We start from the raw sequence: 20,129 nt of genomic DNA, 5'->3' as shown, positions 1-20,129 counted from the left end.
ATAAAAGGCGCTAAAACCTGAGTGTAATCATCACGCTGCACCATATTTGCAAGTACAGCGCTTCGATGCTTAAAACTAGATGTGTATTCCGACCTATGTCAGATCGGAATACCATTAATTAGCTAACTTATTCAGGTAGTTTGAAGTCAGTTACAGATTCACGTAGTGATTCCGCCATATTGGCAAGTTCAGAAACCGAACGTGCTGTGTCGAAAGTCGCTGTTGTAGTCTGTGACGTAATTTCTTGTACAACGTTCATCGTGGTTGCAATATGACCCGCTGATGCTGATTGCAGTTTTGCTGCATCCGAAATGCTTGCAATCAGTTTTGCCAAGTTCCCCGATACGTTTTGAATCTCATCTAGTGCTACACCAGCATCTTTAGACAAGTTCGCACCACGGACAACTTCCGAAGTCGTTTGTTCCATTGAAATAACGGCTTCGTTGGTATCTGTTTGAATCGTTTTTACCAGTGTTTCAATCTGCTTGGTTGCAGAGGCAGAACGTTCTGCAAGACGCTGTACTTCATCAGCTACGACCGCGAAACCACGACCAGCTTCACCCGCCATAGATGCCTGAATGGCTGCATTTAATGCCAAGATGTTCGTTTGGTCTGCAATATCGTTAATCAGGGCAACAATGTTACCAATTTCTTGAGATGATTCACCCAAACGTTTAATACGTTTTGATGTTTCTTGAATCTGCTCACGAATGATATCCATACCTTCAATTGAACGGTTTACAACTTCTGCACCATTGGTCGCAATCTGTACTGAACGTTCTGCTACCGTAGCTGATTCTGATGCGTTGGCAGATACTTGGTCAATCGACATTGCCATTTCATTAATTGCCGCTGATGCGCCTGCAATTTCTTGTGCTTGGTGCTCAGAAGCTTCAGCTAACTGGTTGGTAATGACCTGAGTATTTTGCGTATAGTGTGCAACCTCTGCAGAAGTTTCAGTAATACGTGAAACTAACTCACGTAATTGGTCGATCGCGAAGTTAATCGAGTCGGCAATTGCGCCTGTAAAATCTTCAGATACCGTTGCATATGAACGTAAGTCACCATCTGCTAAGTCGGCAATTTCATCTAGTAAACGTAAAATCGCATTCTGGTTACGGTCATATTCTTCTTGTAAACGTGATACACGAACCTTATCGGCTTCACCACGAAGTGCTAGTAATTTAAATCCACAGAATAAGAAACCAATCAATGCCAGAATTAGGCCCAAGGCAGGAATTGCAATTAACCAACCTGTACCGCCAGATAACTTGTTTAAGTTTGTTAACAATGCATCTGATTGTTCAAAAATTGAAGAAGAAGCTTGACGTACTTTTACAATTTGCGTGGAATTCTTTAAAACTGTTGCTGCCGCAGATTTTAATACTTCATCATATTCCGCTTTAATACCGTCTAAAGATTCACGTAAAGCAGGTTCTGTAATCTGTTGTACACCTAGTTCTGCACTGCCATTAATTTGCGCATTCAAATACGAACCAAATGTTTCAGTATCCGCACTAAAGTCATCTGCTGATGCACTTGAGTTAGTAGTACCTGTTAATACCGAGTTAATCGAACGTAAAATACGTTCCGCAATAAACACCTGGTTTTTCGCAATAACTACCTGACTACTTGGCATATTTTGACGTGCCATTTGGTCAACCATCAAGTTATATTCAGCCTGAATACCTGGAATACTTTCACTGATTGCAATGTTAGTGTCATATAACTGATTAATGATTTTTTGTTGTGAAGCAATTAAATCAATATTTTCAGAAACTTTTTTCCATTGTGCATCGACTTCACGTAGTGCAGGAGTACTCGCTTGGATATCGTTAACCGTTTCAAGGTTTTCAGCGAAAGCCTTTTGCGAATCTGTCAATTTTTTAATTGCTTCTGGTGTACCAGAAGCAGTTGCCTCTGTCGCTTGACGCGAAATCGTTTGTGATAAAAGACGTAAATCACCCAAACTACGGGTAAATTCGTTATTACGCGGTACGCTATAGAATAGATATAACAGAAGGAATAGGGCCAAGATGATACAAAACGCTGCACCCAAAATTAATGGTTTGGACTTTTCACTGTCACCGAATACACGTGAAAACTGTTCCGTCTGTGATTGAATTTTTGCTACTAAAGCATTACCACCCGCACGGTTGGTACTTTCACCTGCATTTTTCTTTTTTAGTTTAAAGCCCATGCAGCTTCTCCCCGAATTTTGCCTTCATTCTTAATGAGTTGGACTATTTAATTTATAAGTTTTATAGATGCGTTCATATATTTTGGATTTTGCAATAAACGACTAAATAAGAAAACATGCCATTGTTGGTTATGTTGATGAAAATACCCTTGGCAATATTCTTGTAAATTACTATCTAAATCTTTGTGTTTAGAAAAGAAACTTTTCTTATTAAAGTGTTGAATGCCCAAAACCTGATCGACGACTAATCCGACATAATGATCATGATGACTGATACATAAGACTTTTTGTGTCGGTGAATATTGGCTTCGGTGTCCAGAAATATAATGTGACAAATCTGCAACAGAGAGCAATCGTCCACGAATATTAGCCAATCCCATCACCCAGGACTGGGTATTTGGCACTGGCGTATATTTAGGTGGATAAATAACTTCCGAAACCTCACCTAGAGGAGCAACGAAATATTGCCCCATCATTTCAAATGCAATCCCTGACCATCGGTTCACTTCATTCTCAGTCGAAACGTAGTTTTTATTACCACGTTTCGCCAAGCGAAGTAATTCGATAAATCCGTTCGCTGCCATAGTTTATCCTGCGTTGAGGTGCTGCTTAATGGTATCAATCAATTGCTGTTCATCAATTGGCTTAGTTAAGTAATCACATGCCCCCTGACGTTTACCCCAAACGCGGTCAGTAGCCTGATCTTTAGTACTCACAATCACAACTGGAATGTGTTTGGTTGTTTCACCACGCGCAATTTGACGCGTAGCCTGAAAACCATTTACACCAGGCATCACCACATCCATTAGTACCAGATCAGGAAGTTCTGCTTGCGCCATTGTTACCCCATCTGCACCATTTGAAGCTTCAATGACTTCAAATCCGTGCTTGCCTAATATCTCTCTGAAACGAAATGTTTCTGTAGGCGAATCATCTACAACCAAAATACGAGCCATGCTCTTCCCCAATACAAAACTTATGCTGTTACGTGATTACGAATTGCGTTTAAAAGTTCATCTTTACTGAATGGTTTTGTTAAATATTCATCAGAACCGACAACACGTCCTTTAGCCTGATCAAATAAACCATCTTTACTCGATAGCATAATGACAGGAATATTTTGATAATTTTGCGAATTTTTAATCAATGCACAAGTTTGATAGCCATCTAGACGTGGCATCATGATGTCGACAAAAACAATATCTGGATTTGCTTCAGCAATCTTTGACAAAGCCTCAAAACCATCTACTGCGGTAACAACTTCACAACCTTCGCGTTGTAATAATGTTTCTGCTGTACGGCGAATGGTTTTTGAATCATCAATCACCATGACTTTTAGATTTTGAAATTTATCGTCCATTTAATGACCCGTCCAATTTTTAGAATGTACATACATTTGGTATATGAAGTTTTATTACAAGTTGCTAACATTTTTAACATATATTTACTTGTATTTTCAATGAACAGTTTCGAACTAATTCGACACTTTTGATTAATTTAACCTACAATTTCACACTTTCATTCATTCCAATATTTTTTTTAATGAATAGAGGTTTTTTCTTCGCCAGATTAGTTCTAATATAACTTTATTATTACTTAAAAATAAGTAATTTAGTCAACTTTAACTTTTTGTGGGGGATTCAATGAAAAGTCAGTTTAGTCGAAAACTTGCTTTCATTGCAGAAAAGGAAACGGCATTTAAACTTTTGCTGATTAGTCTGTTGCTCCTCCAATCAGCATTTACTTTTGCTGACGGAGTAAAAGCTGTTTGGTATCGTTACTACGATAGCAAAGGTGTAGCCAATATCAGCACCAGTGTAACCCCCAATCATATTCGTTATGGTTATGAAGCTCTCGACCGCAATATGCAGGTGATTAAACGTAATCGTCCCTATAATGCGGAAACAGAAGAAAAAAAAGCACCTCAACGTGCTGCTCAAGCAAAACAACGTGAAGCAGATTTACGCTTAAAACGCGCCTACACCAACAGCCAAGTGGCAACCCAAAAACGTAATGATGCTTTAGCTTATCTCAAAAAGCAGATCAGTTTTCAACAAGACCAGCTCAAACAATTACAAAGTGATCGTATTGTATTTAAACGACAAGAAATGGAATATTTACGTAAAGGTGATCCCGTTCCAGCAATCTTAAAAAGTAACCTCAACAATAATGCGGCCAATATCAGTAATAAAAAAGAGCAAATTCAGACGTTACAAACCAACTATCACAATACGCAAGCAGAATACGCGAATATAATTGCACGCTTAAAAGCCATGGAAAACTAATCCTGCAATGAAGTAAGGACATTTTTGATGCAGTATGCACCCCGTTTATTTAGATCATCCGCTCTCACGATTTGTCTTTTACTCGCTGCTTGTCAAAAACAACCCGAAACACTTCCCCCCAGTGGAAATAAGAAGATTGAGCTTATTCAACAAGATCTAGTTGCAATTAATTTCAGTCAATCTGTAGAAAGAACCTCATTTACAGGCAGCATTCGTGCTGTAAATCAAAGCAGCTTGCAATCTCAAGTGACAGCAACCGCAACTTCAGTCCGTGCCAATGTTGGTGATGCTGTACAGCAAGGTCAGATCTTAATTCAACTCAACAATCAAGATAATGAAGCTCGTCTAGCTCAAGCGAAAGCAAATTTGGCAGCAGCTAAAGCACAAGCCAACCTTGCTCAGAACATGATGAGACGTAAGCAACGGTTACTTGATCAGGGCTTTATCTCTAGAGTTGAATTTGAACAAAGTCAAGTGGACTATCAGGCGCAATTAGAAAATGCTAAGGCGCAACAAGCTGCTGTTGATATTGCGCTGAAAGCTGAACAAGATGGGACTTTGCATAGCCCTATAACAGGCGTTGTCACCAAACGTCAGGTTGAACCTGGTCAAACCGTCACGGCGGGGCAAACCTTATTTGAAATCGTTGACCCAACAAAGTTAGAACTTCAAGCGCGTTTACCGAGTGATCAGCGCAATGCTTTAAAAGTTGGGCAAAAAATTGAATACCGCATACAAGGAAGTTCTGAAACACTGACCGCGACTCTCAGTCGTATTTCACCACTGGCAGATTTAAACAGTCGTCAAATTGAGTTTTATGCCACACCAAACTCAGAGCTTAATCCATTAAGTATAGGCGCATTTGTTGAAGGTAATATCCTGGCAGTACCTTATGCATCGGGACAATTAATTCCCTTAGACACGATTCAAAACCTTGAACAAAAGCCTTATGTCTGGGTGATTCGTCAGCAAAAAATTGAACGCGTTCCTATACAAATACTTGAACAGCGCTATAGCGAAAATATGGCTGTCGTCTCTGGACTGACCAATGGCGATCAAATTAGTCGCGTAAAGTTCAACGATGATGATCTTCATAAAACCGTTACGATTCAGCGAACTAAATAAGTTTAGGGTCTCAAAATGTGGTTAACCCGTATCAGCGTAAAATATCCTGTCTTTACTATCATGATGATGTTATCGCTGATGGTGCTCGGCTTAACTTCTTGGCAACGCATGAGCGTAGAGGAATTTCCTGATGTCGACTTTCCATTTGTTGTTGTGCATACCACTTATCCTGGTGCTTCGCCTGAAACCATTGAATCTGAAATTACCAAGAAAATGGAAGATCAGATCAATACCATTTCAGGGCTAAAGCAGGTCATTTCACAGTCCAGTGAAGGGCTTTCCACCATCATTGTTGAGTTTAACTTAGACGTTCCCTCTGCTGTTGCTGCTCAAGATATTCGTGACAAAATAGCACCTGTGACTGCTGAATTTCGAGATGAAATTCAGGATCCTGTGGTAGAACGCTATGACCCGACTGCCAGTGCAATTATGTCAATTGTCTTTGAATCCAATAGCCAGTCCTTACGTGAACTCAGTACTTATATCGACCAGCGGATTGTGCCCGAATTACAAACGGTATCTGGCGTAGGTGCAGTCAATTTATTGGGCGATAGCCAGCGTCAAATTCGAATTGTCATTGATCCTTATAAATTACAAAGCTACGGCATTGGCATCGACCAAGTCATCAATACCCTAAAAAGTGAAAATATTGAAGTTCCAGGTGGCACCCTTAAACAAGCCAATTCCGAACTTGTGGTCGAAATTAAATCCAAAGTGATTCATCCCTACGCTTTTGGGGATTTAATCGTTGCCACCAAAAATGGCAGTCCTATTTTTCTCAAACAAGTTGCGACGGTTGAAGACAGTCAGGCAGAACTTGACTCTAGCGCGTTTTTAAATGGCAACCCTGCTGTCGCGGTTGATGTATTGCGCAACTCCGATTCAAATATTATTCAAGTGGTGGATGGCACTCGTAAAGCTTTAGCCAAAATTGAACAACAACTCCCCAAAGGCGTCAGTGTCAAAGTCGTAGTCGACAGCTCTCAAGGCATTCGTGGCAGTATTCAAGATGTCACGCGAACGATCCTTGAAGGCGCAATACTTGCGGTTTTGATTGTATTACTTTTCCTTGGTTCCTTCCGCTCCACCATTATTACTGGTATGACCCTGCCCATCTCTTTATTGGGCACTTTAGCCATGATTTGGGCTTTTGGCTTTAGCATTAATATGATGACGCTCTTAGCATTGTCACTCAGCATCGGCTTACTGATTGATGATGCGATTGTGGTTAGGGAAAATATTGTCCGCCATGCCGATATGGGTAAAGATCACGTCAGTGCTGCTTTAGATGGAACCAAAGAAATTGGCTTAGCAGTCTTAGCCACTACCTTAACCATTGTGGCAGTATTTTTACCTGTTGCCTTTATGGGCGGTATTATCGGTCGTTTCTTTTACCAATTTGGGGTAACGGTTAGTACCGCCGTGCTAATTTCCATGTTTGTCAGTTTCACCCTTGATCCCATGCTCTCTGCACATTGGACAGATTCAGACAAAAAATCTAAGAAGCCAAACTTATTAAGCCGTTTCTTTGATGCGATTGCACATCTGCTAGAACGTATTACCCACGTTTACGAGTACTTATTAAAACTGGCACTGCGTTTTCGGTTAATCACGCTCATGATTGCGATTGCCTCCCTTTTTGGAGCTCTCGCTTTATCTAAAATGATTGGTACCGAATTTGTACCTACGCCAGATAAAGCTCAGATTCGGATCAAATTTGAAACGCCAGTCAATGCCTCTTTGGAATATTCGCAGGCCAAACTGTTACAAGTCGAGCAAATTCTAAGACAGAATCCTGAAGTACTTGGCACTTATGGCGTGATTAACGGCGTTACAGATCGTGGGAAAAACCACGTTAGCCTACATGTGACAGTAACGCCACGCCAACATCGTAATAAAACACTGATTCAATTGAATAATGAATTCCGTGATCGACTTAAAAGTATTGCAGGAATTCGTGTGACTTCGGTTGCCTCTGCCGATGAAAATGTTTCTGGCGGACAAAAACCGATCATGATTTCGATTAAAGGACCTGACTTAAACCAACTACAAAAAATATCAGATCAGTTCATGCAACAAGTTGCTCAAGTTCGAGGCGTGGTCGATTTAGAAAGTTCACTCAAAGAACCTAAAGCCACTTTGGCCGTCCATATTAATCGGGTTTTAGCGAATGATTTAGGTTTATCTGTCAATCAAATTGCCAATGTTGTACGCCCGTTAATTGCAGGAGATGATGTCACGTCTTGGCAAGATGACAAAGGTGAAACCTATGATGTCAATGTTCGATTAGCTGAAAGCCAACGTAGCCTACCGAATGATTTAGGCAATTTATACATTAACTCTGCGAAACAAGATCAGTCAGGACAAAATATTTTAGTGCCTCTTGGCAGTATCGCGAGCCTAGAACAAACCTTAGGGGCTTCTCAGATTAATCGTCGTGATTTGGCACGAGAAGTCTTAGTTGAAGCCAATACGGCTGGGCGCCCTGCGGGTGATATTGGTGCCGATATACAAAAAATTCAGGATAATTTTAAACTGCCTGCGGGCTATAGCTTCGATACTCAAGGAGCAAATGCCGATATGGCTGAATCGGCGGGCTATGCACTCACGGCAATTACCTTATCAATTGTGTTTATTTATATTGTTTTAGGTTCACAGTTTAATAGCTTTATTCACCCTGCTGCGATTATGGCCTCACTCCCACTATCGCTGATTGGGGTATTTTTAGCCCTGTTCTTGTTCAATTCGACCATGAATCTATTCTCCATTATTGGCATCATTATGCTGATGGGACTGGTCACCAAAAATGCCATCTTACTCATCGATTTTATTAAAAAAGCCATGGAGTCTGGCAGCAGTCGTTATGATGCGATTTTACAAGCAGGTAAAACCCGTTTACGTCCAATTTTAATGACCACCAGTGCCATGGTCATGGGTATGATTCCACTTGCGCTCGGACTTGGTGAAGGTGGTGAGCAAAGTGCCCCTATGGCGCATGCTGTGATTGGTGGAGTCATTACCTCTACCCTGCTCACCTTGGTGGTGGTTCCTGTGATCTTTACCTACTTAGATGACTTTAAGAATTTTCTACTTCGTCTCAAACAGAAAATCATGGCATAATCCATGGCAGTTCAATGGACAGTCAGCATCGAATGACTGTTTCATTTTAGATTGGATTATCCTTCACGATTAATATTAGGACAGTATTCATGCGCGCGAGTCGCTTTTTATTTGCAACGTTAAGAGAAACCCCAAACGATGCTGAAGTTATTTCACATCAACTTATGCTCCGTGCGGGCATGATTCGTAAATTGGCTTCAGGTTTATACACTTGGCTGCCGATGGGCGTACGTGTGCTAAATAAAGTTGAAGCGATTGTACGTGAAGAAATGAACCGTTCAGGCTCACTTGAAGTATTCATGCCCGTAGCGCAACCAGCCAGCCTATGGGAAGAGTCTGGTCGTTATGTACAATACGGTCCAGAATTATTACGTTTTAAAGATCGTCACGATAATCCATTCGTTTTGGGCCCTACCCATGAAGAAGTGATTACAGATTTAGCACGTAATGAATTAAAAAGTTATAAGCAATTACCAATTAATTTCTACCAAATTCAGACCAAATTCCGTGACGAAATTCGCCCGCGCTTTGGTGTAATGCGTTCACGCGAATTCATTATGAAAGATGCTTACTCTTTCCATGCAGATCAAGCCTCTTTGCAAGAAACTTATGATTTAATGTATCAAACCTATTGCAACATTTTCACCCGTTTAGGTTTGGATTTCCGTCCAGTACAAGCGGATACAGGTTCAATTGGTGGTTCAGGTTCACATGAATTCCACGTTTTGGCTTCAAGCGGTGAAGATGATATCGCTTTCTCAACCGAATCAGACTATGCAGCCAACATTGAAATGGCTGAAGCAATATTGGTCGGTGAACGCGCTGCTCCAACCCAAGCTTTGGAAATTGTCGATACACCAAATCAGAAAACCATTGCAGATGTCTCTGCATTCTTAAATTCTGATCCTGCACACTCTGTTAAAGCATTGTTGGTACAAGGTGTAACAGATGAGAACGGTCAAACTCCAGTTATCGCTTTATTCTTGCGTGGTGATCATGAGCTGAATGAAATTAAAGCTGAGAAGCACCCACTCATTGCATCGCCATTAACATTTGCAACTGACGAGCAACTTGCAGCGTTTGGTTTAACTGCTGGTTTCTGTGGACCACAAGGTTTAGTTGAAAAAGGTTTAACGGTAATTGTTGACCGTGCTGCATCGGTACTGTCTGACTTTGTGGCGGGTGCCAATGAAGCAGACAAACATGCAACTGGTGTAAACTGGGAACGTGATGCTCAATTCACCGAAGTTTATGACTTACGTAATGTGGTTGAAGGCGATCCATCTCCAGACGGTAAAGGTACGTTGCAAATTAAACGCGGAATTGAAGTTGGTCATATTTTCCAATTGGGTCAAAAATACTCAGAAGCTTTAGGCTGCAAGGTATTGGGCGAAGATGGCAAACCATTTACTGTCACTATGGGTTGTTATGGCATTGGGGTTACACGTGTGGTGGCTTCTGCAATCGAACAGAATTTTGATGAGAAAGGTATCATCTGGCCAGCAGCAATTGCACCGTTTGAAGTCGCAATTGTGCCGATGAATGCACACAAATCTCCGCGTACTTTAGAAGCTGCTGAAGCTTTATATGCCGAGTTAGCTGCTGCGGGTTATGATGTATTACTCGATGATCGTAACGAACGTCCTGGCGTGAAATTCTCAGATCTTGAATTAACAGGTATTCCACACCGTATCGTGATTGGTGAGAAAGGTCTAGATGCAGGCACGTTTGAATATAAAGGCCGTACCGATGCAGAATCTGTAAACATTTCTAAAGATGAATTATTAGCAAAAATTGCCAAGTAATTTTTTCCTTAGAATAAAAAAATCCCGCAAGTTGCGGGATTTTTTTGTTAAAACTGAATTAACAAAATTTCATGCCACCAAAACAGTTGGAACGGAAATTTTGCCCTTGCAAGGTTAAATTGGTCAGTGGGAAATCCAAAGTCGTGCTATTCATAGGGACATTACCCACCACCAAAGCAGAGCCTCCTACACATCCCGTTAATAAATTTCCACAATTTCGTGGATGCTCGGTTAAGTCTTTATTAATCCCAGCAATGGTTTGCTTTAACACCTCATTGGTAATCGCGACTTGCGTCGTTGGACTTAAACTTCCCAATTCCACTTCATCTTCCATCGACAACCACCACCCCTGATTGGCTGCAACAGCGGCACCCGGCCATAAGATCTTTTGTGATTGTAATGATAAGGATGCAGGGTTATTTAAGTATAAAGCATGAATTAAACCCAAATTCTGATTGACCGTAATGTCAGTTTTCAAACCTGTAATGTTGCCTGTTACCTGCTTATCCAAATTCAAAAAACCAGCCACTGTCGCCTTTAATTGTCCGCTAAAGTCAATCTGCCCAACTGTCCCGCTGCCTTTTAAAACTACATCTTTTAGTCTCGTTCCCGACACAATGGTAGAGTTAATCGTAAAAGGAGCCGAAGTTGAAGAAAGGCTTAAATTATAATTATTCGAGGTATAAGAAATATCATAACAAGGGTCTAAAAAACCATCGACACACGTTGTTCCAGAACTACTTCCCAATAATCGGCCTTGCACAATACCATTAATCGTTAACCCTGTATCTGCATACGTCATGTTACGTGCCTGAGTTACAGCTGTACCAGAGGCGGTTTTAGTCTTCATGTAGCCACTAAAAGTGTTAATTCCATTGGGTGTTGCAGAGTTTTCTGTACCCAAAGTCATGAGTCCTGAAATCTTCTCGGCACTGACCCGAAATCCCACCACTTCACGCGTCGCTGCCGAACTTGGATTTTTTATCGCAAATTGTAAAAATGGATTGGTAATTTTAGCCGAAGTTGCTGCTCGTTCATCAGAAGTATAATTTGCGTTCGCAGGTAAACCACTTAAAGAAATATTATCAATATCAATATCACAACTACTGGCACGCACGCTGTTGTTGACCCCACCACAACCCAGTGCCAATTTATTGATATTGGCATTCAACTCCATAACTGCTTCCAAACCTAACTTATAAAAACCAATATTAGATTGATTATAAGTGTCCCCTTTTTGATCGGTTTGTGTAGTGCCCTGTAAATACTGCAAGGTTAATAAAGCTTGACCCGATACATCCGATAACTCCTGATCAGATAGGCTTTGCAAACTCTTTGCCATGACAGGTGTAATAGCGGTAGCCAGTAAAATGCTTAATAATAATTTCGTCTTCATGACCACTTAAATTCCTTTCATTCTTTTTATCTTGGTGTAATGCCAAAACTGCTACGAATATTCCCACCAGTGAACACCATTGTGCCTAAATTCTGAGCGCGATCTGCTGTCGGGTATAAATTAACATCGGCTTTTAAGACACCTGCTGCCTGATTAGTCGGGTTCAAACGAATGTTATTATTAAATTTGACTTGATCCTTCTCTACCAAAATTTTGGCATTCAAATCAAGCTCGCCTTGAATTCGATCAAAACCAATGGTGGCATTATCTTGCACATTGGTAAAATGCAGGTAGTTTTTATTGGTGGTAGCATCAGACGCATTCAGCTTAATATTGCCCTGAATCGCCAAATGATTATCTGCTGCTGTACCCGGTAAAATGTTCAATTGTGCTGAAGAGTCCAAACGTAATGCCAAGCCAAATAACACATCATCCGTATTGGTAAAACTATTGGCAGGAACAAAACAATTTAAGCTGGTTGTTGCGACATTCGCACAAGCAGCGGCCTCGTAGCGACTGCCAGGTAATTGCCCCAATGCAATTTCAGCCCCCATTGCAATAACTAAACGAGGCAAGTCTAGCTTAATACCTGATTGCTCCATAGCAAGCACACCTTGCGTATCCATGAAGAAATCAATATTGCGTAGCCCCGTATAATAGTTCACCTCTTCCGCAGTATTAAAACTATTTGGTGCACCATCAATCAAAATAATGGAGGTTGTTTTAGTACCAGCTGCATCACGCCCCTGAGTGGACATGGTTAATCCAAAACCAATCGCTTCAGCATTATTCGCACCGTAGGTCGTACCATATAAACCTAAATTGGCATTCAAATTATAGATGGGAATACCCAGCCCCCATGTTGCACTTTGAGAGGTAATTTGATGGCTCGCGTCATTACTGTTATTGGCAATAAACTTAGCATTTCGGGCAATGGCTTGAAAATCCATACCTCGTACTGCAATTGCGACAGCATTCTGTGCATTATTACTCAAGTTATAACGACCAATGCCTGCTTGCTTGCCTAATAATTTGGCAATATTTTGTCCAATTTCAAACTCTAATGATTTGGTTTGTACCGCATTAATATAAATGTCACCAAAATTAATATAAGCCAAATTATTATTAGCAACTAAGCTAGAACCACTTTGGGTACGAATTTGTAACGGTGTTAAATTACCAAACTCGATTGCATAGGAATTCTTACCTGTATGTCCAAGCTCAAATTTTGTGCCTTCTGCTGTCACTACACCAGATGAATTTTTCTCATCACGAGTAAAACTGGTTTTTACGTTCAGATGTAGCCCTGTTGAACCCGCCATTTGAGTGCTAGAAGTTGAAGCCCCTTCTGCTCCACCCAAATTCGTTCGGTCAGCATTAACAGATATTTCAGCATCTCGGAGTCGTCCCGATGCACCTAAACGGATAATAGAATTGAGTTGGTCTGTATTCTCATTGGCGGTATACAATTTTCCATCATTGCCGACATTGGTTTTATACCTCACATCAATATTAAAACCAGGGCGAGTCTTGCCTGGATTATCCAAGTCTTGAACACGCTCAAGGACAACTTCATTCACTGTACTGTCCGAAGCATTTGGAGAGTTGGTCGATAACACCATGCCTTTATTGGCATCTAGATATAAATAACCTGTACCTTTAAAATTAAAATTAAAATCTTTTAAAATAAATTGGTTATATTCATTACCATTTTTTAGTGTATGGAAAATATTGGCATTTTGCAGGCCAAATTCCAAATAAGCTTTATCTTTTGAGTTAAATAAACCACTTCTGGTTTCTAAGACAAAATTCATCGGTGCCCGATTTTGCAGAGTTAAAGCACCTAAAGTATTTTGGCTCGTGCAATCTGCACCACGTGTACCATCACCACAAACCGCCACTTTGGCAATATGTATATTGGCAGGATTAACCACCGCCTCTATCCGCATGCCCGTCTTATTGGCATTGGTGCCCACATCAAGCTTAACTTTTCCGCCAATTTTATTATTATCAATTTTACTCACTTCAATATTATTCAAGGAAAGATTCAAATTCCCTGAAGTACCATTTGAGAAATTGGTATTGTCTTTCCAATTTAATTGGTCAATGGTGACTCGGTCTGTTTCATAACTTAAGCTAATTCCATCCTGCCCTGAAACAGTACGCAAGCTTTGATCTGAAAGTGCTTCTAAAGCATAAATCTGCTGCGCCAATAAAACACTCGAAGCCAACACACTGAGTTTTATAATTTTGTTTGTACTCATTCACAGTTCCTTATGTGATTGAATTAACAACGTGAAGTCGCAGTAGAATTACAACTAAAAAACTTCATTGTTCCTGACATGGCTAAATTTCCATGCATATTTAAGCCTGTAAAGCCTGTCTCTAATCCACGATCAAACACAGACTCATGCGATGAACTATAAGTTGTCTGTTTTAAATAACCTTTTTGTGCATCACTTGTACCTGAGTCTTTTTCAATGGCCAGTGCTTCAAAACCAAAATTACGAATCTGGATTGGATAACCATCTAGAAAGGTCAATTTCATCGCCGTTTTATAGCCTGCACTAGTCGTCACAGTGGTGCCATCTAATTGAAATTTATCGATCGCAATTGTGCCTTGTATTTTTTTGAAAACTAGCCAATACAAGTTTCCACTGGCATCTTTACGATTACTCACGTTAAAGGCTAAACGGCAAAATTCATTACTTGCGCCATTACAGGAATACTCATAAGGGACTTCTGTAGTATTGGTCGGCAAGTTATGATTTAAAGAAAATGACCAGCTTAAATCTGCCCCGCCTTGTCCACGTATATTCGATAATTGGTTCGCATCTAATGCATCTAACGCTGCCGAAGCACACTGAGAACTTAACATTAGGGCAGCAAAAATATAATGTTTCATTTATTTCTCCTTATAGCCCTGTCGTCGTAATTTTCAGATGTTGAATTAACATTCCATCGATCGCTGCGGATCCTAAATTGGTCTTGGTTCCTGTCGGGGTAACAAAACTCACCCCTACTGCATTGGTACTAGTATCTGCTTTTAAAAATTTATTGTTATTGGTAAAACCGACTGTACCAATCGAGATACTGCTGTGTGTGGCTGTATTACCTTGATAAGTTTGCCCCATGGTGATGGGATCACCACAGTATTGAACATTACAGGTTGAACCCTTATAAGCTGAAGCCGCACCACTCGCCAATGCGGTGTAGTCCGTATAAATTTGTTGATAAACATTGGCTTTGTTCGGAATACGGGTCAATTCAATCACAAAGTTTTGACCATCTGCTGCGGTATCAACAATCAAAGGCTGATAAACACTTCCTAGCACCAAATTAATATTTGGACTATATAAAAACACGCCATCATTCGCATTAAAATTTGGTGCAGAGGTTTTAGAAATCGCAGGCGTAGTTAAATCATTGGTTATATCTGTGCCTAAGGTTTCCGCTGTACTAATACGCAATGCTTTGGATTTATCTTCAGTTGCAGTGCTTGGATTATCATTGGTATTTAATCGAATGAGTGCCGCCAAACCTAAAGTATTGTTATAAGATGTTGGTAGCGATGAGCTGGCTGCTCCCCCCAAGGTCTGGAATAACTTTAAATTAGATCCATTTAAAGACAAACCATTGGCCACCATTTGCAGTCTTAAACGACTGTCTAAACCATTTAAATTCGCAGGTGCACCGTTTTTAGCATCGACAGGTGCAGCAACCAAAGGATTACGTGCAAAGAAGTCTCCCCACAAGCCTAATTTAATATTATTATCCGCTGCAGTATTGGCAGCACCATCAAGAGCATAAGGGGCTTCCAAAGATAAGTAACTAAAATCTTGTGCAACCCCTGCAAAGTCATATACCACGCGGTTGGCAGTAGTACTAATAGACTTCACACTAAATACCCAAGGATTGGTTTCTTGCCCCCAATTGAAGCCCAGATTGCTGAAACGAGAGTTTAGATCATTATCGGATGCCGATAGCGCTAAACCGTACAGGAAGACATCTGCTTTTTTTGCACCCGCGGTTTTAGCCGTGTCTGAAAGTGGCCCCACTGGAATAAAACGCACAAAACCTGTGTCATAGTTTCGGTTGGCTAAACGACTTTGATTCTGAGCCGCGCTCAAACCATCTTCGGCAGTTTGAAATACCATTTTGAAATTTTCAGGCAGAATAGCAATGCCTTCACCTGTAGAATTACTTAATACCTGATCTGAAAGTACTTCTAAAGCAAAACTATAAGAACAACAGAACCCAATCATGCTCGCCAGCAATGTTCTACGCAAAATTGTCGTATGCCGATCCGTCATCGCGACCTTCCTTGTTATTTGATGCTCCGCATCATTATTTTGTTCATCCTAGACTTGGTTATGCTTTGTTTTACTGTCAAATGTTCCGTATTAGGTACATTTCACCAAGACATTTTTAACCCTCATTATGCTGAATAATTACACGATTGCAAAAAAAACTCAGGAAATGTCGACATTTTCCGATGAATGAAGATTCAGAACTTGAGGCGTTTTTAGCGATAAAAAAAACCTGTTTGATTGAACAAACAGGTTTTTTGGATGTCATACCAAATACAAATTAAGCTTTTGGTAAAGTTACACCCGTTTGACCTTGGTACTTACCACCACGGTCTTTATAGGAAGTCTCACATACTTCATCACTTTCGAAAAAGAGCATTTGCGCAACACCTTCGCCCGCATAAATACGCGCTGGTAAATTGGTGGTGTTAGAAAACTCAAGCGTGACATGACCTTCCCACTCAGGTTCTAACGGCGTCACGTTCACAATAATACCGCAGCGTGCATAGGTTGATTTGCCCAGACACACGGTTAATACATTACGGGGAATACGGAAATATTCCACTGTACGCGCTAAGGCAAATGAGTTTGGTGGAATGATGCAAACATCAGATTCGATATCAATAAAACTTTTTTCATCGAAATGTTTTGGATCGACAATTGCAGAGTGAACATTGGTGAACACTTTGAATTCACGTGCACAACGAACATCATAGCCATAACTCGACACGCCATAAGAAATGAGCTTTTCGCCATTCTCATCAAAACGCACTTGATTTTCCGCATACGGTTCAATCATGCCGTGTTTTTCGCTCATTTCGCGAATCCAACGATCAGACTTAATAGCCATTATTCTATTTCCAAAACTTCAAGCAATTCTTGCGCTGTACTTTAACTTAATTCAGCCGCAATGGAAATACAGACAGGGTTGATCCAGCATGCTTTCAAAATGCGAATTCAACTACGCTCTCGTAAAATTAAAGGCTTAATAATGCCGAATAACTCAATGGAATAGAAAAACTAACCAACACAATCGATGCTGTTTTTTGCAAATTAGATTTAGTTAACCAACGTACTCGGTTAGATGCCAAGATCGAACCAATAAATGTCCAGAAAAAAGCAATAGGGACAATCAAAATTAAAAATACCAACATATGTGCAATGTAAGCATCCACACTGCTCCAAACAACTGCAGGAAAAATAGCAGATGCAAATAAAAGCGCTTTAGGATTCAACAATGTTGCACAAAATAGCTCACGAGCACGAATCGTCGGTTGATTATAACTTTCTTCTACATCTGCCGTTTTCCACAGTTTAATCGCTAAAAATAAAATATAGCTCGCACTAAAAAGTTTAAGGACGGTGGGAATGACAGGATAATGACGCGATACGGTACCAATGATGATACCCCACACGGTTATAGAAATTAGATAACCAAATGCTTCTGCAGGAATAAGACGAAATGATTTTCGAATGCCGACCTGAATACCAGATGAAGCAAGTAGAGTATTAGTAGGACCTGGGGTTAATAATAAAGAAACCACCAACCCTATAAAAAACAAAGAAACCATACCCTTACCTCATATTTGAGCAAATGAAGCGTAGTTGAATTGTTTCAATATAGCAAAAAAAATATTGTAAAGGAAAATCGGGAAAGTTCTTAAGACTTTAACATATTCGATAAAAATCATCATTTTAACAACAAGAAACCCAATAAAACCTATGGGTCACGCTATGAAGATATTTTATATTTTTTGTCACAATTCATTTAATTTTTATGTCGTGCCATACAATTTAAAGCCATGATTCAGCAGTTTTTTTAAGTTTACTTTCAGTTTGGTATGTAACTCTAAAGCACAGTTCCTTATAGCAAAAAGGTGAATCAACTATCGTTTTTCACTTAAATCATGCACAATACCCTGTCCTGAAAAGCTGATTTCGTATGGCAAAGAAATTTTTCCAATCGTGGCTTCCCTCTCCTGAAAAAGTCAATCAACTTAAGTTTATGCGGATTTTTGGTCAACGCACCTTGAATCCTGTGCTTTGGTACGTCAATCGAAAATCAATTTCCCATGCCGTTTTTATTGGCACTTTTTGGGGCATTCTACCTGTGCCGTTTCACAGTGTATTTATTGTACTGACTGTATTACTCATTGAAGTCAATCTACCGCTAAGCTTAACCCTTGCATGGTTATCTAACCCACTTACTGTTGTGCCAATTTTGTATTTAGGTTTTTGGCTAGGCAGCAAAATATTCCACGTCAATATGATTGATAAAGATATGATTTTAGGGGTATTACACCAAATTTTAAACTGGGTTAAAAACTTTGGGCATGGTCATATTGATTTACATCTGGCCAAAATTTTAGTGACAGGATTAGTGTTAGAAGCCTTGTTAAGCGCTTTTGTTCTATATATTTGTACACGTATTATTTGGCGTTGGTCAGTTCTACGTAAATGGAATAAAAGATTTCATCCCTAAAAGAAACACTCTGCAAAATCATTATGTAAAAAAAGGGATGTTGCTAACATCCCCTTTTAGACTTTAAAAAATTCGATTTTTATCTTTATCTGACTTAGTTAATTGAGCCGCGATTTTTTCTGCAATCGCCAAATAACTTTCTGCTGCTGCATCACCTGCTATTACAGAAGGCTGACCTGCATCTGCATTTTCACGGATGGCTGCATCAAGCGGTAAACGCCCCAACAATGGAATGTGATATTGCTCTGACAATTTATCGCCCCCACCTGTACCGAAAATTTGCTCTTCAAATCCACAATTCGAGCAAATATGGGTCGACATATTTTCAATCACACCCATCACTGGAATTTGCACGCGGTTGAACAACTCAATACCTTTCGTTGCATCCAGAAGTGCCACATTTTGTGGCGTAGTCACAATCACTGCGCCAGTCACTGGAATACGCTGTGCCAAAGTCAATTGAATATCTCCAGTTCCTGGAGGCATATCAATCATTAGCACATCCAAATCTGGCCATAAGGTTTGATTGAATAGTTGCATTAATGCACCTGTTGCTTTAGGTCCACGCCATGCCACAGGGGTATTATTGTCACCTGTTAAATGCCCAATCGAAAGTACAGCAAGCCCATAAGCATCAAGCGGAACAAAGTTTTCCGCTTCAATCATTGGGGTTTTACCAGCATTACCCAACATGGTAGGAATACTTGGGCCATAAATGTCAGCATCTAATACACCAACTTTTAATCCCAATTGCTGTAATGCCAACGCCAGATTCACCGTTGTCGTAGATTTTCCAACGCCACCTTTACCTGAAGATATCAAAATCACATTTTGAATCCGTGGGTGTTTAGGTACATCACGTTGCTGTGGTGCAGCTTTAGCAATTGGAGGATTATTCGGATCGGTTTCTGTTTCAGTCTGAGTCGATGCAGCGGCATCCATCACTGGAGGTAAATTACTTTTTTCATTTTTGGCAGGCGTAGAACAACTCTCACCTTGGGCATGATCATGTCCACAACCACCCGCCTTATGTCCTGTTTTTTGCTGAATTACATGCATATTGAGTTCCTGAATGCCACATTTTTCAAGGGCATCTGCCAGATCATCATGAATTTGCTGTAAATGATCGGCTTCTTCAGGGTAGGTATTAATGGTGATTTGTAAGACTCGATCTTGCACATTAATTTGCGAAATACGGTCTTTTAATGCGTGATTGGAATTCGGCAGAAGATATTGTTGTAAAACTTGCTGGATTTCTTCTTCTTTCACCTCCTGAGCGGGTGAAAAAACAGATTTAAGTGAAGAAAGCCACGACATACATTTACTCCAAGTCTGGATATACAGCTGAATGACATAGTTTAACGGTTATTTTCAATCAGGTTAAGCGTTGTACTACGTTGCTTTTT

16 protein-coding genes are annotated in these 20,129 nt (G+C 40.2%); 5 read left to right on the top strand and 11 right to left on the bottom strand.

What is annotated here, in order from left to right; all coding sequences use genetic code 11:
* Window positions 1-127 precede the first annotated feature (127 nt).
* The 4 genes from F4W09_RS00215 to pilG are packed head-to-tail and all read right to left on the bottom strand — an operon-like array spanning window position 128 to window position 3,560.
* The gene (locus F4W09_RS00215; protein ID WP_016167067.1) at window positions 128-2,200 is read right to left on the bottom strand and encodes a methyl-accepting chemotaxis protein; all 2,073 of its coding nucleotides are present in this window, start codon (window positions 2,198-2,200) and stop codon (window positions 128-130) included.
* 47 nt (window positions 2,201-2,247) lie between these two features.
* The gene (locus tag F4W09_RS00210) at window positions 2,248-2,784 is read right to left on the bottom strand and encodes a chemotaxis protein CheW (RefSeq protein WP_016167068.1); all 537 of its coding nucleotides are present in this window, start codon (window positions 2,782-2,784) and stop codon (window positions 2,248-2,250) included.
* A 3-nt stretch (window positions 2,785-2,787) separates the two neighbouring features.
* Window positions 2,788-3,156 (bottom strand): response regulator, encoded by a 369-nt coding sequence (locus tag F4W09_RS00205; protein WP_016167069.1) that lies wholly within the window; start codon window positions 3,154-3,156, stop codon window positions 2,788-2,790.
* Between the two features lie 20 nt (window positions 3,157-3,176).
* On the bottom strand, window positions 3,177-3,560 hold the full coding sequence (gene pilG / locus F4W09_RS00200; protein WP_004723803.1) for a twitching motility response regulator PilG: 384 nt from the start codon (window positions 3,558-3,560) through the stop codon (window positions 3,177-3,179).
* Between the two features lie 283 nt (window positions 3,561-3,843).
* On the opposite strand from pilG, the gene F4W09_RS00195 reads away from it, so the two are divergent.
* The 4 genes from F4W09_RS00195 (at window position 3,844) to F4W09_RS00180 (ending at window position 10,535) form a co-directional block, all read left to right on the top strand.
* A complete protein-coding gene (locus F4W09_RS00195; RefSeq protein ID WP_016167070.1) occupies window positions 3,844-4,485 on the top strand; it encodes a hypothetical protein in 642 nt (213 codons plus the stop codon).
* A 27-nt stretch (window positions 4,486-4,512) separates the two neighbouring features.
* Window positions 4,513-5,610, top strand: a complete 1,098-nt coding sequence (locus F4W09_RS00190) for an efflux RND transporter periplasmic adaptor subunit (RefSeq protein WP_151503667.1) — start codon at window positions 4,513-4,515, stop codon at window positions 5,608-5,610.
* Window positions 5,611-5,625: 15 nt separating this feature from the next.
* Complete coding sequence (locus tag F4W09_RS00185) at window positions 5,626-8,730, top strand: efflux RND transporter permease subunit (protein WP_151503666.1); 3,105 nt, start codon at window positions 5,626-5,628, stop codon at window positions 8,728-8,730.
* Between the two features lie 89 nt (window positions 8,731-8,819).
* Window positions 8,820-10,535 carry a proline--tRNA ligase gene (locus F4W09_RS00180; RefSeq protein ID WP_044738269.1) on the top strand — a complete coding sequence of 572 codons (1,716 nt, stop codon included), beginning with the start codon at window positions 8,820-8,822 and terminating at the stop codon, window positions 10,533-10,535.
* Between the two features lie 58 nt (window positions 10,536-10,593).
* Here the strand turns inward: F4W09_RS00180 and F4W09_RS00175 are convergent, their stop codons facing one another.
* From F4W09_RS00175 to F4W09_RS00150, 6 genes are all read right to left on the bottom strand, one after another.
* Complete coding sequence (locus F4W09_RS00175; RefSeq protein WP_151503665.1) at window positions 10,594-11,931, bottom strand: hypothetical protein; 1,338 nt, start codon at window positions 11,929-11,931, stop codon at window positions 10,594-10,596.
* A 26-nt stretch (window positions 11,932-11,957) separates the two neighbouring features.
* A complete protein-coding gene (locus F4W09_RS00170) occupies window positions 11,958-14,195 on the bottom strand; it encodes a DUF6160 family protein (protein ID WP_151503664.1) in 2,238 nt (745 codons plus the stop codon).
* Between the two features lie 23 nt (window positions 14,196-14,218).
* Complete coding sequence (locus F4W09_RS00165; RefSeq protein ID WP_044738266.1) at window positions 14,219-14,836, bottom strand: hypothetical protein; 618 nt, start codon at window positions 14,834-14,836, stop codon at window positions 14,219-14,221.
* A 10-nt stretch (window positions 14,837-14,846) separates the two neighbouring features.
* Window positions 14,847-16,244, bottom strand: a complete 1,398-nt coding sequence (locus F4W09_RS00160; RefSeq protein WP_151503663.1) for a hypothetical protein — start codon at window positions 16,242-16,244, stop codon at window positions 14,847-14,849.
* Window positions 16,245-16,521: 277 nt separating this feature from the next.
* Window positions 16,522-17,091: a dCTP deaminase gene (dcd, locus tag F4W09_RS00155; protein WP_004814752.1), complete on the bottom strand. Its 570-nt coding sequence runs from the start codon at window positions 17,089-17,091 to the stop codon at window positions 16,522-16,524.
* 127 nt (window positions 17,092-17,218) lie between these two features.
* Window positions 17,219-17,812 carry a LysE family translocator gene (locus F4W09_RS00150; RefSeq protein WP_044738264.1) on the bottom strand — a complete coding sequence of 198 codons (594 nt, stop codon included), beginning with the start codon at window positions 17,810-17,812 and terminating at the stop codon, window positions 17,219-17,221.
* Window positions 17,813-18,183: 371 nt separating this feature from the next.
* On the opposite strand from F4W09_RS00150, the gene F4W09_RS00145 reads away from it, so the two are divergent.
* Window positions 18,184-18,723: a DUF2062 domain-containing protein gene (locus F4W09_RS00145; protein WP_016167079.1), complete on the top strand. Its 540-nt coding sequence runs from the start codon at window positions 18,184-18,186 to the stop codon at window positions 18,721-18,723.
* 63 nt (window positions 18,724-18,786) lie between these two features.
* Here the strand turns inward: F4W09_RS00145 and apbC are convergent, their stop codons facing one another.
* The gene (apbC, locus tag F4W09_RS00140; protein ID WP_151503662.1) at window positions 18,787-20,040 is read right to left on the bottom strand and encodes an iron-sulfur cluster carrier protein ApbC; all 1,254 of its coding nucleotides are present in this window, start codon (window positions 20,038-20,040) and stop codon (window positions 18,787-18,789) included.
* Window positions 20,041-20,129: the final 89 nt, after the last annotated feature.

The sequence above is a fragment of the Acinetobacter tandoii genome, from assembly GCF_008867985.1.
GTDB classification, from domain to species: Bacteria; Pseudomonadota; Gammaproteobacteria; order Pseudomonadales; family Moraxellaceae; genus Acinetobacter; species Acinetobacter tandoii.
This window is presented reverse-complemented; position numbering and strand designations above follow the sequence as displayed.

Coding starts and splice junctions, on each gene's coding strand:
- F4W09_RS00215 (WP_016167067.1), bottom strand. CDS start 2,200: ATGGGCTTTAAACTAAAAAAGAAAAATGCAGGTGAAAGTACCAACCGT.
- F4W09_RS00210 (WP_016167068.1), bottom strand. CDS start 2,784: ATGGCAGCGAACGGATTTATCGAATTACTTCGCTTGGCGAAACGTGGT.
- F4W09_RS00205 (WP_016167069.1), bottom strand. CDS start 3,156: ATGGCTCGTATTTTGGTTGTAGATGATTCGCCTACAGAAACATTTCGT.
- pilG (WP_004723803.1), bottom strand. CDS start 3,560: ATGGACGATAAATTTCAAAATCTAAAAGTCATGGTGATTGATGATTCA.
- F4W09_RS00195 (WP_016167070.1), top strand. CDS start 3,844: ATGAAAAGTCAGTTTAGTCGAAAACTTGCTTTCATTGCAGAAAAGGAA.
- F4W09_RS00190 (WP_151503667.1), top strand. CDS start 4,513: ATGCAGTATGCACCCCGTTTATTTAGATCATCCGCTCTCACGATTTGT.
- F4W09_RS00185 (WP_151503666.1), top strand. CDS start 5,626: ATGTGGTTAACCCGTATCAGCGTAAAATATCCTGTCTTTACTATCATG.
- F4W09_RS00180 (WP_044738269.1), top strand. CDS start 8,820: ATGCGCGCGAGTCGCTTTTTATTTGCAACGTTAAGAGAAACCCCAAAC.
- F4W09_RS00175 (WP_151503665.1), bottom strand. CDS start 11,931: ATGAAGACGAAATTATTATTAAGCATTTTACTGGCTACCGCTATTACA.
- F4W09_RS00170 (WP_151503664.1), bottom strand. CDS start 14,195: ATGAGTACAAACAAAATTATAAAACTCAGTGTGTTGGCTTCGAGTGTT.
- F4W09_RS00165 (WP_044738266.1), bottom strand. CDS start 14,836: ATGAAACATTATATTTTTGCTGCCCTAATGTTAAGTTCTCAGTGTGCT.
- F4W09_RS00160 (WP_151503663.1), bottom strand. CDS start 16,244: ATGACGGATCGGCATACGACAATTTTGCGTAGAACATTGCTGGCGAGC.
- dcd (WP_004814752.1), bottom strand. CDS start 17,091: ATGGCTATTAAGTCTGATCGTTGGATTCGCGAAATGAGCGAAAAACAC.
- F4W09_RS00150 (WP_044738264.1), bottom strand. CDS start 17,812: ATGGTTTCTTTGTTTTTTATAGGGTTGGTGGTTTCTTTATTATTAACC.
- F4W09_RS00145 (WP_016167079.1), top strand. CDS start 18,184: ATGGCAAAGAAATTTTTCCAATCGTGGCTTCCCTCTCCTGAAAAAGTC.
- apbC (WP_151503662.1), bottom strand. CDS start 20,040: ATGTCGTGGCTTTCTTCACTTAAATCTGTTTTTTCACCCGCTCAGGAG.